This is a genomic window from uncultured Jatrophihabitans sp. (genome assembly GCF_964251945.1).
Classification (GTDB): Bacteria; Actinomycetota; Actinomycetes; order Mycobacteriales; family Jatrophihabitantaceae; genus Jatrophihabitans.
In genome coordinates, this window is the sequence record NZ_CAXULP010000013.1 from 26,449 (window position 1) to 39,815 (window position 13,367).

The 13,367-nt window shown below is 70.2% G+C and carries 12 protein-coding genes; 8 read left to right on the top strand and 4 right to left on the bottom strand.

Features of this window, described 5'->3' with window-relative positions; translation table 11 throughout:
* Positions 1-13 precede the first annotated feature (13 nt).
* Together ACFFBG_RS17335 and ACFFBG_RS17340 are read right to left on the bottom strand one after the other, a co-directional pair.
* Positions 14-970, bottom strand: a complete 957-nt coding sequence (locus ACFFBG_RS17335) for a hypothetical protein (RefSeq protein WP_375480806.1) — start codon at positions 968-970, stop codon at positions 14-16.
* 43 nt (positions 971-1,013) lie between these two features.
* The gene (locus tag ACFFBG_RS17340) at positions 1,014-2,735 is read right to left on the bottom strand and encodes a dolichyl-phosphate-mannose--protein mannosyltransferase (protein ID WP_375480807.1); all 1,722 of its coding nucleotides are present in this window, start codon (positions 2,733-2,735) and stop codon (positions 1,014-1,016) included.
* Between the two features lie 33 nt (positions 2,736-2,768).
* Here ACFFBG_RS17340 and rsmI point away from each other — a divergent pair, with 33 nt between their 5' ends.
* A complete protein-coding gene (rsmI, locus tag ACFFBG_RS17345; RefSeq protein ID WP_375480808.1) occupies positions 2,769-3,629 on the top strand; it encodes a 16S rRNA (cytidine(1402)-2'-O)-methyltransferase in 861 nt (286 codons plus the stop codon).
* Positions 3,630-3,722: 93 nt separating this feature from the next.
* On the opposite strand, the gene ACFFBG_RS17350 is transcribed toward rsmI, so the two are convergent.
* Complete coding sequence (locus ACFFBG_RS17350; RefSeq protein ID WP_375480809.1) at positions 3,723-5,351, bottom strand: protease pro-enzyme activation domain-containing protein; 1,629 nt, start codon at positions 5,349-5,351, stop codon at positions 3,723-3,725.
* Between the two features lie 221 nt (positions 5,352-5,572).
* Here ACFFBG_RS17350 and metG point away from each other — a divergent pair, with 221 nt between their 5' ends.
* From metG to ACFFBG_RS17380, 6 genes are all read left to right on the top strand, one after another.
* The gene (metG, locus tag ACFFBG_RS17355; RefSeq protein ID WP_375480810.1) at positions 5,573-7,363 is read left to right on the top strand and encodes a methionine--tRNA ligase; all 1,791 of its coding nucleotides are present in this window, start codon (positions 5,573-5,575) and stop codon (positions 7,361-7,363) included.
* Entirely contained in the window at positions 7,360-8,181 is an 822-nt protein-coding gene (locus tag ACFFBG_RS17360; protein WP_375480811.1) for a TatD family hydrolase, read from the top strand. Before metG ends, ACFFBG_RS17360 begins: the two co-directional genes overlap by 4 nt.
* Positions 8,182-8,540: 359 nt before the next feature.
* Positions 8,541-9,632 (top strand): transglycosylase family protein, encoded by a 1,092-nt coding sequence (locus ACFFBG_RS17365; protein ID WP_375480812.1) that lies wholly within the window; start codon positions 8,541-8,543, stop codon positions 9,630-9,632.
* 127 nt (positions 9,633-9,759) lie between these two features.
* Positions 9,760-10,944: a ubiquitin-like domain-containing protein gene (locus ACFFBG_RS17370; RefSeq protein WP_375480813.1), complete on the top strand. Its 1,185-nt coding sequence runs from the start codon at positions 9,760-9,762 to the stop codon at positions 10,942-10,944.
* A gap of 89 nt (positions 10,945-11,033) precedes the next feature.
* Positions 11,034-12,380 carry a permease gene (locus tag ACFFBG_RS17375; protein WP_375480814.1) on the top strand — a complete coding sequence of 449 codons (1,347 nt, stop codon included), beginning with the start codon at positions 11,034-11,036 and terminating at the stop codon, positions 12,378-12,380.
* Positions 12,377-12,745 (top strand): ArsR/SmtB family transcription factor, encoded by a 369-nt coding sequence (locus tag ACFFBG_RS17380; RefSeq protein WP_375480815.1) that lies wholly within the window; start codon positions 12,377-12,379, stop codon positions 12,743-12,745. Before ACFFBG_RS17375 ends, ACFFBG_RS17380 begins: the two co-directional genes overlap by 4 nt.
* Positions 12,746-12,826: 81 nt before the next feature.
* Here the strand turns inward: ACFFBG_RS17380 and ACFFBG_RS17385 are convergent, their stop codons facing one another.
* Complete coding sequence (locus ACFFBG_RS17385) at positions 12,827-13,018, bottom strand: hypothetical protein (RefSeq protein ID WP_375480816.1); 192 nt, start codon at positions 13,016-13,018, stop codon at positions 12,827-12,829.
* A gap of 168 nt (positions 13,019-13,186) precedes the next feature.
* Here ACFFBG_RS17385 and ACFFBG_RS17390 point away from each other — a divergent pair.
* Positions 13,187-13,367: HNH endonuclease signature motif containing protein (locus ACFFBG_RS17390; protein WP_375480817.1), on the top strand; the 181-nt coding region annotated here is incomplete at its 3' end.

Genomic DNA, 13,367 nt, shown 5'->3' on the forward strand with positions numbered 1-13,367 from the left:
AACGGGCGGCAGGTCAGCGGGCGGCAGCGGCGCGGGCTCGACCCGCCACGTCGGTGGCGGCGTCGCGAGCCTGCTTGGCGTAGTCCGCGGCGACCGGGCCGTAGGTGTCGGCCAGATCCTGTGCGGCCTGCCGGGCCTGCTTGGCCTTCTCAGCCGCGACCGGGCCGTAGGTGTCGGCCAGATCCTGTGCGGCCTGCCGGGCCTGCTTGGCCTTCTCAGCCGCGACCGGGCCGTACTCGTCGGCCAGCGACTTCGCGGCGTCGCGGGCCTGCTTGGCCTTCTCGGCGACGACCGGGGCGTAGTCAGTCCGCGCGTCCGCGACAGCCTTCGTCGCCTTCGCCGACGCCTTCAGCGCCTGCTTCTGCGCCTTGGCGCCAGCCTTGGCGGCCCGCTTGCCGACCTCGGCCTGCGCATGCGTGGCAGCCTCGGTGGCGCGCTTGAGCAGCTCGTTGTTGGCCTTCTTCGCCTGCTTCTTCGCCTTGCGGGCCTTGCGGCCGCGATCTGCCCGCTTGCTGGACACGCCGGCGACGATCTCGACCTTCTTGTCGTGCGCGGGCTCGAGCAGCGAGTCGGCTACGAGGCTCGCGCCGATGCCGAGCATCCACACATCCTTGGCGATGCCGACGCCCTGGACCGTCGGCCGCGGGGAGCCCGGCTCGTGCATGCCGTCGGTGTTCCACCACATGTTGAGCAGCGCGCCGGAGAAGCCGACGAGCCCGAGCCCGGCGACGACCGGCGGCACGATCGGCAGCAGCACAACACCGCCGAGAGCTATCTCGCCCACAGCGAGGCCCTTCGTGAACAACTTGGGATCGACCTTGCCGAGGAACGGGTAGGTGCCCGTCGCCAGGCCGTGCAGCTGCTTGGCGGTGCCCTCGTCCGCGCCCAGCTTGCCCACGCCGCTGTTCAGGATGAACGCTCCGGTGACGATCCGCGTGGGAGCGCGGCGGAGTTTCGCGGACAGGCTCATAGGGTGGGGTCCCTCCTGGTCGGACGGCAGCGGGATGTGCCGGTCATACCCATGACGGTAGCCACATATGCGCGTGCCACTGCGCGTAGGTCAGCAGCCCGCCGGTGAAGATCGGCCACATCCAGACGAAGTCGGCGATGACCAGCGCCAGATACGTCGTCACGCCGGCGATGCCCCACTGCCGTCGCCGCACCGACCGGGCGTAAGCGATCTCAGCGGCGATCTCGGCGGCGTCGAGATCGCCGTCCGAAACGGCCGATCGGTCGCGCGCCCGCAGCGCCGGGCCCAGCATCACCCCGAGGGCGAGCGTCAGCCCGAGGACCAGGAACGGCACGAGCGGCGCCATGTAGAACAGGAACATCGTCCGCTTGAGATCGAAGAACCACACAAGCCAGCCCGCGGCGAAGGCGACCCACACGACGGCTGCCCGCCAGTCGCGGGTGGTGAGCCAGTGCCAGGCCAGCCAGAGCAGCATCGGGACGAACGCCCACCACATCAGCGGCGTGCCGATCAACAGCACGGTGCGCGAGCAGGACGCCGCGCCGCAGGTCTTCTCGCTGCCGTTGTAAAAGAAGTCGACGGGCCGGCCGAGCACCAGCCAGCTCCACGGCTTCGAGCCGTAGACGTGTCCGCTGTCGAGCCCCACATGGAAGGTGTAGGCGTCGTGGATCTGCGAGCCGAGTGACCGGATCGGACCGGGCAGCCAGCCCCAGTCGAACGGGATGCGCAGCGGGATGAACGGGATCGGGTCGATCTTCGTCGAGGCGCTGTGGGTGTCGGCCCAGTGCCGGTTGTAGCCGTTCTCGCCGGTGAACCAGCCGAGATAGGTCAGCAGGTAGGCGCCGATGGGCGCGACGACCAGCGAGCCGAGGCCCGGCAGCACCGAGCGGCGCGCCCATGGCCGCAGCGGGCGCCGCATGCCGGCAGACTTCAGCGCGGCGCGATCCCACACCCAGGACATCAGCACGAACACAACGAAGAACGACAGCGCGGTCCACTTGACCGCGCCGGCCAGGCCGAGCATGACGCCGCCGACCAACCGCCACGGGCGCGGGCCGAGCGTCGGCACGCCCTCGCGCAGGTCGATGCCGTCGGCAATCATCCCGGCGAGCCGCGCGCGCATCTTGTCCCGATCGACGATCAGCGCGCCGAACGCGGCGATGACGAACGTCTGCAGGAAGATGTCGAGGATCGCGGTGCGGGCGAGGACCAGGGACAGGCCCTCCATCGCCATCAGCAGTCCGCCGATCAGCCCGAAGAGGTTCGAGCGCATGACCCGCCGGATGATCCGCGACATCATGATCACGCCGAGGCAGCCGAACGTCGCCGGGGCGATCCGCCAGCCGAGCGAGTTGGTCAGCCATTCGCTGCTTGACCCGTCCCAGAGTTTCTCCGACAGGGCGATGATCAGCTTGCCGAGCGGGGGATGGACGATGAACAGGTAGCCGCGGTTGTCCTCGTAGCCGTACCGCAATATCTCCTGCGCCTCGACGGTGTAGTACACCTCGTCGAAGTTCATGCCGTTCTTCGGCACCACGTTCGGCCCCGGCGGATAGCCGAGCGACCAGAACCGGGTCAGCACCGCGACCACCGCGACGATCGCAGTCGACACCCACCCCAGCCGCGGGTGCGGGTCTTCCCACGGGATGAGCGCGGCGGGCACCGGCCGGGTAGGCGGACTCGGCTGGGGCCCCGCGCCGTCCGGGTCTGCTGCTCCCGCCGAGGTCACGGTCGAGGTCGCAGAGATCTCGACAGCCGCGGTCACGCGTGAATAGTAGGTGTCGCTAGCGTGCGGGGAGTGGCGGACGGGCGAGGTCGGGTGGTGCTCGCGGCGACGCCGATCGGCCGACCCGACGACGCGTCCGAGCGGCTTCGCGCCGCGCTGGCCGGCGCGGGCGTGATCGCCGCCGAGGACACCCGGCGGCTGCGCCGGCTGTGCGCCGACCTGGGCGTCCGGCCGGCCGGCCGGATCGTGTCGCACTACGACGCGAACGAGGTGGCGCGGCTGCCGGCGCTGCTCGACTCGCTCGCGGCCGGCGCGGACGTCCTGGTGGTCACCGACGCCGGCTTGCCAGCCGTCTCGGACCCGGGCTACCGGCTTGTGCGCGCGGCGCTCGACGCCGGTTTCGAGGTGACTGCGCTGCCCGGACCGTCCGCCGTCACCACCGCGCTGATCGTCTCCGGCCTGCCGGTCGACCGCTTCTGCTTCGAGGGTTTCCTGCCCCGCAAATCCGCGCAGCGGCGGCAGGCGCTGGCCGTGCTCGCCCGCGAGCCGCGGACTTTGGTGTTCTTCGAGGCGCCGCACCGGCTGGCGGACAGCCTCGACGACCTCGCGGCCGCGTTCGGCGCAGACCGGCCCGCCGCCGTGTGCCGGGAGCTGACCAAGACCCACGAGGAGATCCGTCGCGGGCCGCTCGGCGGGCTCGCGGAGTGGGCGGCCGGCGAGGTGCGCGGCGAGATCACGCTGGTCGTCGGTGGCGCGCCGGACGCCGCCCCGGACCTGGCGCCCGGCGCGCTCGCGGCCCGGGTCGCCGAGCGGGAAGCCGCCGGTCAGCCCCGCAAGGACGCGATCGCCGACGTCGCCCGCGACGCCGGGGTGCCCAAGCGCGAGGTGTTCGACGCAGTGGTCGCCGCGCGATCCGCCGCCGGCCCCGGGTGAGGCGCCGGTTGGGTGCCGGTTGTGCGGCGCGGGGCCCACATGATCTCGGCCGGGCCCCGCGGATCGCAGAGCCCGGCCGAGATCATCGACTGGTTACTTGATCGCTTTGCTGAGCGCGGCGACGTCCCAGCTCCCGAGCCCCGTCGTGTAGTCGTAACCCGGCAGCGCCGTGTACGCGCCATTCGAGCCGACCACGACGTCGTGGAAGCCCGGCACGGACGTCGGCGGCAGCGTCGACGTGCCCTGCGCCTTGGTGTAGAGGGCGTAGAGCTTCGGCGACGCGAAGCCGAGCTTGCCGCCATGGCTCGCCTGCAGCCGGGTCCAGAGCCCCAGGGCCAGCGGTGAGCTCAGGCTGGTCCCGCCGATCTGCTCGGGCGCCCCGCCCACGTAAATCTGCGCGCCGGTGTTCGGGTCGGCGTCGAAGGCGACGTCAGGCAGGCCGCGGAGCCCGGCGGCCGAGGTCGGCACGACACCGCTCTGCCAGTAACCGCCGGTCTCCACCGGAGAGGCGCCGCCGCCGCCCGAGTTCCAGGCGACCTCGGCCTGGTAGACGTCGTTGTCGTCGGTGTCCAACGTGGTCCCGCCCACCGCGACGACGTACGGCGACGACGCCGGGTACTCGGTGTCCGGCAGTCCGGCACCCGGCACGCCGTTGGTCGGGGCGACGGCGCACGAGCTGCCGGTGTCGCCGGTGGAGGCGAAGAAGGTCTGTCCCTGGACCGCCGCCTCGGCGAAGGCGATGTCGTCGATCGCCATCGACCCGTCGAGGTAGGGCAGCGCGTCGCACTCGCCGAGTGACGCCGAACCGGATTTCGCCACGTTCTGCGAGACGAACAGGTTGACTGCCCGCGCGAGGTCGGAGTCGGTCAGCGAGGTCGCGACGTAGATGTAGAGGCGCTTCGCGTTCGGCGCCACGCCGGTGGACGTCTGCGTGTCGAGGTCCCACTCGTCGGCGCCGGCGGTGTCCGGGCTCTTGACGCCCGAGTACACGAGGCTGACCGGCACCTGCGGCAGGCCCTGCTTGGACTCGGCGGTGCGCAGGTCCTTGACCGTCGAGGTCAGGTCGCCCTCGGCGATCACGGCGAGAGTCGTGCCCGACCCCGGGCTGGTCGAGCCGGTGTCGTAGACCTTGTCGAATTCCTTCGGGTAGTAGCCGGTGAGCTTCGGGACCGTGACCGAGGGCGTCGCGGAGGCGCCGAGCGTCGACAGGCCGAGGACTCCGCTGACCTCGCCGGACAGGCTCGCCGGAACCAGGGCGGCGGTGGTGTTCGCGAGGACGGTCTTGCCGGCCTGGCGGTAAGACGCGATCTTGGTGTCAAAGGCCTTCTCGGCCTGCGCGACGGTCGCGTTCGCGGTGATCTGCAGCCGGTTCGCGGCGATCGTGATGTTCGTCAGCCCCTGCGAGCTCAGATACTTGCTGACCTGCGTCGCGGTGGTGGACGTCGCGGCGAACGCGGCGGTGAATTGGGCGGGCGTCAGGAACTTCTCGTACGCCGCGTTGCCCGGGGTCTCCTGGGCCTTGATGAGCGCGGCGAGCGCGGCTCGGTTTCGCGGCGCGAGCCCGACGGTGAGGCGCAGCGGCGTGGTGGCGCTAGCGGCGCCGAGCAGCGTGGCGTTCTTCAGCGGCAGCGCCTTGGTGCCGGTCGGCACCCAGCTCGCCGCGGACGCGGGCACCTGCCCGATCAGCGCGGCCGCGCCGCTCGCGAGCAGCGCGCTGCCCACGAAGGCAACAGTGGCGCGCCGCCTTGACGACCCTGAAGTGTGCATTCGATCCCCGTTTCCTTCGTCCCCGCTAACCGGCCCCGCGCTCGGCTGCTCGGGCGGTGTACCCGCATCAACGACGTAGTTAGTCGTAGGTGACGCGATTTCCTCGCCTTGAACACCACCTGCGCACGAGGCTGCCGATTCGCAATCGCCGGGGCGGGCGTCACTAGGCTTGTTTCGTGACCAATCTGCTGACCGCGGTGGCGTGGCCGTACGCGAACGGGCCCCGGCACATCGGCCACGTCGCGGGCTTCGGCGTCCCGGCCGACGTGTTCTCCCGATACCAGCGGATGGCCGGCAACCGAGTGCTGATGGTGAGCGGCACCGATGAGCACGGCACTCCGATCCAGGTGCAGGCCGACGCCGAGGGAGTCACCCCGCGCGAGCTCGCCGACCGCAACGCGCTGGTCATCGCGAAGGACCTGCAGAACCTCGGGCTGTCCTACGACCTGTTCACCCGCACGACCACGCGCAACCACTACGCGGTCGCGCAGGAGATCTTCCTCGGGCTGCTCGCCAACGGTTACGTGTTCCCCAAGACGCAGCTCGGGGCGATCAGCCCGTCCAACGGACGCACGCTGCCGGACCGCTACATCGAGGGCACGTGCCCGATCTGCGGCTATCCCAGCGCGCGGGGCGACCAGTGCGACAACTGCGGCAACCAGCTCGACCCCGTCGACCTCATCGAACCTCGCAGCAAGATCAACGGCGAGACGCCGACCTTCGTGGAAACCGAGCATTTCTTCCTCGACCTGCCCGCGTTCGCCCAGGTGCTGGGCGATTGGCTGCAGGCGCAGGGCCACTGGCGGCCGAACGTGCAGAAGTTCAGCCTCAACCTGCTCGACGACCTCAAGCCGCGGGCGATCACCCGGGATCTCGAGTGGGGCATCCCGGTGCCGCTCGACGGCTGGCGCGACCGGCCGGACAAGAAGATCTACGTCTGGTTCGACGCGGTGATCGGCTATCTGTCGGCGTCCATCGAGTGGGCCAAGCGCATCGGCGACCCGGACGCGTGGCGCGCCTTCTGGGTCGACCCGGACGCGCGGGCCTACTACTTCATGGGCAAGGACAACATCGTCTTCCACTCCGAGATCTGGCCGGCGATGCTGTTCGGCTACTCCGGGGTCGGCGCGAAAGGCGGCGAACCCGGCTCGCTCGGCGTCCTCAACCGGCCCTATGACGTCGTGTCGAGCGAGTTCCTGACGATGGAGGGCAAGAAGTTCTCATCCTCGCGGGGGGTCGTCATCTATGTCGGCGACATGCTGTCCCGCTACGACGCCGACGCGCTGCGCTACTACCTCGCCGTCGCCGGGCCGGAGAACCAGGACACCGACTTCACCTGGGCCGAGTTCGTCCGCCGCAACAACGACGAGCTGGTCGCCGGCTGGGGCAACCTCGTCAACCGCACGGTGTCGATGACCGCGAAGAACCTCGGCTCGATCCCGGCGCCCGGCGCGCTGACCGACGCCGACCACGCGCTGCTGGCCTCGGCCAAGGCCGCGTTCGGGTCGGTCGGCGAGCTGCTCGCCAAGTCGCGGCAGAAAGCGGCCATCGGCGAGGCGATGGCCGTGGTCGGCAGCGCGAACAAGTACCTGTCGGACATGGAGCCGTGGAAGCTGAAGAACAGCGACCCCGAACGCATGGCGTCGGTGCTGCACGTCGCGCTGCAGGTCGTCGACGACGCGAAAACGCTGCTCACCCCGTTCCTGCCGTCGTCGTCCTCGACAGTGCACGCGATGCTGCGCGGCGACGACCAGCGCTGGGCCGGCATGCCCGAGCTCGTCGAGGTCGACGAGCCGACCGCAGTCGGGTCGCCGTCGTATTCGGTGCTGACCGGCGACTACGACACCGGCGCGCGCTGGGAGTCGACGCCGATCGACGTCGGCCGGCCGTTGGCGGCGCCGACGCCGGTGTTCGTCAAGCTCGACCCGGGTGTGGTCGACGAGGAGCTGGCCCGGCTCGGCGAATGAACGACGGCGTCGAGCCGTTGAGCTCGCCAGTCTTCGACTCCCACACCCATCTGGACGCGATGGCGCAGCGCGCGGGCGTGCCGGCCGACGCCGCCTACGTGGCCGAGGCGATGCGCGAGGCGCGCGGCGTCGGCGTGCTTGCCGCGATCACGGTGGGGGACACTGTCGAGTCGTCGCAGTGGTGCGCCGCGGCGGCTGACGGGCACCAGGACGTCTATGCGGCGGTCGCCGTGCACCCGACCGAGGTGGCCGAGCTGGATGACGCGGGGTACGCGGAACTCGAGCGGTTGGCCCGCCAGCCACGAGTGGTCGCGGTCGGCGAATCGGGACTGGACTACTACTGGGACCGCACCGAGCCGCTCTTGCAGCAGGAGCATTTCCGCCGGCACATCGACCTAGCCAAGCGGGTCGGCAAGCCGCTGATGATCCACGACCGGGACGCGCACGCCGACGTCCTTCGCATCCTGCAGGAGGAGGGGCCGCCGCCACAGGTGGTGTTCCACGCGTTCTCCGGCGACGCTGACATGGTTCGGGTCTGCGCCGCCGCCGGGTACGTCATGTCGTTCCCAGGCGTCGTCACGTTCACCAACGCGCCGCAGCTGCGTGCGGCCGCCGCCGTGGCGCCGATCGACTTGGTCCTGGTCGAGACGGACGCGCCGTTCTTGACGCCGCATCCGATGCGCGGCCGGCCCAATGCCCCACGACTGCTGCCTCTCACGTTGCGTGGGCTGGCTGCCGCGGGCGGCCACGACTCGGACGTGCTCGCAGCTGCGATTCGAGATACCGGCGAGCGGGTGTTCGGTATTCGAATCGCCTGACCTGCAAGGGATTCGGCCCGCCGTGACGGGTTTCACATCGGGCAACCGACTTGGCTCTCCGGTCAGCGGCGAGTCGATCACCACGGTGTTCGGGTCCAGCCGGGGCGGCCGGCCACGACTCCCGGAACCTGGGCGACAGGACGCGCTGACGTCGAATGCCGACGCGCTGAACCGATGACCCGAACACCCTGTGCCGAAGACCTCTTCCCGCGTTCGCAGGCAGCGGGCCGATCCGGCGATGCGGGTAAACCGCCGCGCATAGGTTTGGCGCGGCCCGCCGGGGGTCGTTACCGTGCCGTGACCACGCCAGCCGCGGGCGACCGCCGCGGCTGCCACGTTCGAACCACGGAGGTAACTGGGTGCGTCGCAGCGTCAAGTACGGCCTGTACGGCGCGCTGCTGGCCGGCGTCGTCGGCGGCACGGCCGTTGCGACGACATCGGACGGGTCGTCGATCACCCTCGTGGTAGACGGCCAGGCCCGGCACCTGACCACGCAGGCGAGCACCGTCCGAGGCGCGCTCAAGGCGGCCGGCTACCCGGTGACGTCACACGACATCGTCGCGCCGTCGCCGACCGCCGCGGTCCACGACGGCAGCAAGATCGTGCTCAAGCGCGGCCGGCTGCTGCAGCTGAACGTCGACGGCCAGGCTCGCGAGGTCTGGACGACCGCGCCCACTGTCGCCGTGGCGCTCGGCGACCTCGGCTACCCGGTCACCGACTTCGTGTCGGTGTCCCGCTCCCGGCGGCTGCCCTTGAGCGCCACCAGCATCGCGCTGCGCGCCCCGAAGCAGGTGACCGTGCGCGTCGGGCGAGGCACGCAGCATGCGATCACCACCGCGCCGACGGTCGCCGCGCTGCTGAGCGATCTGCAGGTGCGGCTGGGCGCGCACGATCGGATCTCGCCGGCGATCACCTCGCCGATCACCCCGGACCTCGCGGTCCGTGTCCAGCGGGTGACGACCAAACGGGTCACGCAGCGCAAGTCGCTTCCGTTCTCGGTGATCCAGCGCAAGAGCAAGTCGATGTACACGGATCAGACGACGGTGCTGCGCAATGGCCGGAAAGGGTCGGAGCAGCTCACCTACGACCTGCTGTTCATCGATGGGAAGCACGCCGGACGCACCCTCGTGTCCAAGGTGGTGCGCAGCGAGCCGCGCACGCAGATCGAGCGGGTCGGGACGAAGAAGCGGCCGCAGCCGAAGCTGTCCGACAACGGCCTCGACTGGGACGCGGTCGCTCAGTGCGAGTCCGGCGGCAACTGGCACATCAACACCGGCAACGGTTACTACGGCGGCCTCCAGTTCGACTCCTCCACCTGGCTTGCGAACGGCGGCGGCGCGTACGCCCCGCGGGCAGATCTGGCGACCCGCGAACAGCAGATCGCCATCGCGACCAAGATCTACAACAGCCGCGGCTCCAGCCCGTGGCCGGTCTGCGGCGCGAACCTCTGAGGCCGTTGATGGGCGCAGTGGGGCTCTTTGCAGGGTGGCAAACCGGCTGTCCAGCCCGTCCGTTACGATTCTGTGATCTGACCGCGCGGCACGTGCGGACCAGCACAAACACCGAGGAGTCCGCTTCGTGCTGCGCACTGTCAAGTACGGCCTGAACGGCGCTGTGCTGGCCGGCTTGATCGCCGCGCCGGTGTTGTGGGTCGCCGTCGACAAGTCGGTCGACCTCGTCGTCGATGGGCAAGGCCGGACCGTGCACACCACCGCGAGCAATGTCGGCGCCCTGCTCGCCGACCGCGGCTACCGGGTCACGAGTCACGATCTCGTCGCGCCCAGCGCGTCGGCGGCGTTGCACGACGGCGCCCGGGTCGTGCTGCGTCGCGGCCGGCTGCTCAAGCTCGACGTCGACGGGCGGCCCCTGCGGGTGTGGACCACCGCGCCGACGGTCGCGTCGGCGTTGGGACAGCTCGGCTACCCGGCCGGTGACTTCGTCTCGGTGTCCCGCTCCCGCCGGCTGCCGCTCTCGCCGACCGCGATCGCGATCCGCACGCCGCGCACCGTCACCGTCGTCCACGACGGCCAGACCGATCAGGTCACCACGACTGACGCGACCGTGGGCGAGCTGTTGACCGACCTCGGCATCACCCTCGACCCGGACGACCGGCTGTCCGCGGCGACCGCCTCGCCGATCCATGTCGAGGAGACGATCCGACTGCAACGGGTGCAGAAGAAGCTGGTCTCGAAGACCGTCAAGCTGAAGTACTCGACGACGAAGCGCAAGGACGCCAAGCTGACCTCCGGCATCACGAAGATCGTCACCCAAGGCAAGAACGGCAAGGCGCGGGTCACCTACGCGGTCGTCTACATCGACGGTAAGGCCGCCGGTCGGGCGAAGGTGTCGTCCACGGTCCTGGCGGCGCCGCGAACCGAGGTGCTGAAGGTCGGCACGAAGGCCGCGCCGGTGAGCAAGTCGAGCGGCAGTTCGGCGCCGGAGGCGCCCGCGCCTAGCCCGGGCAGCGCCAAGGCCATCGCCAAGCGACTGCTCGCCAAACGCGGCTGGGGCAACGACCAGTACGACTGCCTGGTGACGCTCTGGAACCACGAGAGCGGCTGGCGGGTGCACGCGGCCAATCCGAGCGGGGCTTACGGCATTCCGCAGGCGTTGCCGGGCTCGAAGATGGGCTCGGCCGGCCCGGACTGGCAGGACAGCGCCGAGACGCAGATCAAATGGGGCCTGGGCTACATCGCGGGCCGCTACGGCAATCCGTGCGACGCGTGGTCGACCTGGCAGGCGCAGGGCGGCTGGTACTACTGATCCGTCGGCCCTAGCGGGACGCGGAATCGGCGCACAGCGCCCATCGTTATCCGTAGAGTTGTACGGATGTTCGACGGGGATGGCGCGCGATGAGCGTTCTGCACGGGATCTGGCATGGCCTCGACGAGGCGTTCTTCATGTTCTGGGAGACGCTGTGGGCCCTCGTCCTGGGATTTGTGCTGTCCGGGGCGGTGCAGGCCTTCGTCTCCCGGCGCGAGATGCAGCGGGTGCTCGGCGATCACCGGCCGGCGACGCTCGGCCGGGCGTCGTTCTTCGGCGTGATCTCCTCGTCCTGCTCCTACGCTTCGTCGGCGCTGGCAAAGAGCTTGTTCGCGCGCGGGGCTGACTTCACCGCCTCGCTCGTGTTCATGATCGCGTCCACCAACCTCGTGGTGGAGCTGGGCGCCGTGCTGTGGCTGCTCATCGGGTGGCAGTTTGCGCTCGCCGAGTTCGTCGGCGGCGCGGTGATGATCGCGCTGCTCGGCCTCGTCGCCCCGCGCGTCCTGCCCAGCCGACTCGTCGAGGCGGCCCGCGAGCGTCTCGCGCGGCGCGACGCCGACCATGCGCAGCCTGAATCCGCCCGCGATTTCGACGCGGACGATCACGACCTCGCGGGGCAGCCGCTGCTCGCCCGGCTGCGCAGCCGACACGGCTGGGGCGACGCGTCTGGCTACACCGTCAGCGACGTGACGATGCTGCGCACCGAACTGGTGATCGGCTTTGTGGTGGCCGGGTTCCTCGCCGCGCTCGTCCCGGCCGAGTTCTGGCAGTCGATCTTCCTGACCGGGCACGGCTTCTGGTCCAGCCTGGAGAACGTCGTCCTCGGCCCCTTCCTCGCGATCATCAGCTTCGTCTGCTCGGTCGGCAACGTCCCGCTCGCCGCGGCGCTCTGGCACGGCGGCAGCAGCTTCGGCGGCGTGGTCGCGTTCGTCTTCGCCGACCTGATCACGCTGCCGCTGCTGGCGATTTACCGGAAGTACTTCGGCCTCGCGCTCACCGTCCGCATCCTGGTGACGTTCTGGGCCGCGATGGCGCTGGCCGGCCTCGCCGTCGAGTACCTCTTCCGTGCCGTGCGCGTTCCCGAGCCCGCTCGCCCGGCGATGGTTGTGCGCACCGGGTTCGAGTGGGACTACACGACGATCCTAAACATCCTCGCGCTCGTCGGCTTCGCGGTCGTCTACCGGCTCTACCGCCGTCGGGACATCGGATCCGCTCGGTATGCCAAGGATCCGGTGTGCGGCATGCAGGTCGAGATCGCGCTCGCGCCGGCGCACCGCCTGCAAGACGGGCGGAACGTCTGGTTCTGCTCCGATCACTGCGCGCACCGGTTCGACGAGTCTCCCGACCGCTTCCGCGCCGCGCTTGCGCCGAGCGTGGCTGCAATCCGCATGCCCGAAGACGCGCCGGCGACGGCGCGTGACGGAGGGGCGCCGTGAGCAGTTCGCGACACGATCACCCGATCGACCCGCAACGGGTGGCGCGGGCCCGCGCCCGGTTGCCGGCGGCCGACGACGTGGCGCGGTTGACCGGCCAGCTTTCGGTGCTGGCCGACCCGGTGCGGTTACGGCTGGTCTACGCGTTGGACGTGGCCGACGAGTTGTGCGTCGGCGACCTGGCGCTCGCCCTCGACGCCACCGAGGACGCCGTCTCCTACGCGCTGCGGCTGCTGCGCGCTGCCGGTCTGGTGGTCACCCGGAAAGCGGGCCGGGTTGTCTACAACCGGCTGGCCGAAGACTTCCCGGCGCCATTGCGCGAGCACTGCCTGCGGCAGCTGGTCGCGCTGTCGCGCACGGCCGACTGATGGCTGGCGCGGGTCAGCCGGCCGGCTGCTCGGGCGCGGCGTACGAGCGCGGTGGGTGGCCGCGTCAGCGCGGATCTTGGGCTACTTCTCGTACAGCACCGTGCCTGATCGAAGCTGCGCGACGGGGACGGACACCGAGACGGAGTTCAGACAGACGACCCCGGTGTTGGGGTCCATCGTGATGATTGCAGCGTCGTAGGGCGAACGGTTCACCTGCGGTCCTGGCTCGCCCGTGGGGATGCCGGACACATCGATGTTGAGGTCACCAATCACGCGGACTTCAAGGAGCAGGGGACCCTCGCAGGTGGCTCCAGCGTTGGAGTACCGGACCGACCCTGGTCGCTTCTGAGCAGTGACGTAGTGGACGGCGTCTGGCCACCCGGTTGAGCTGTTCGTCGGCAGGTTGCTGACGTTGTTGTGCGCTGCCGTCAGCGCGAAAGCGTGCTTGCCGCCCGGGATGGCGGATGTTGTTTCCCGGGCTGCGACCGACCGGCCGCGTGGTCGGAGGTCCACCACGTCATCCCGTGGGCCGACGGCGGCCCGACGGACCTGTCGAACATGTGCCTACTGAGCCTGTCGCACGAATCGCGTGCCTGCGCCGTGATGATCTTGGTTTGGGCGA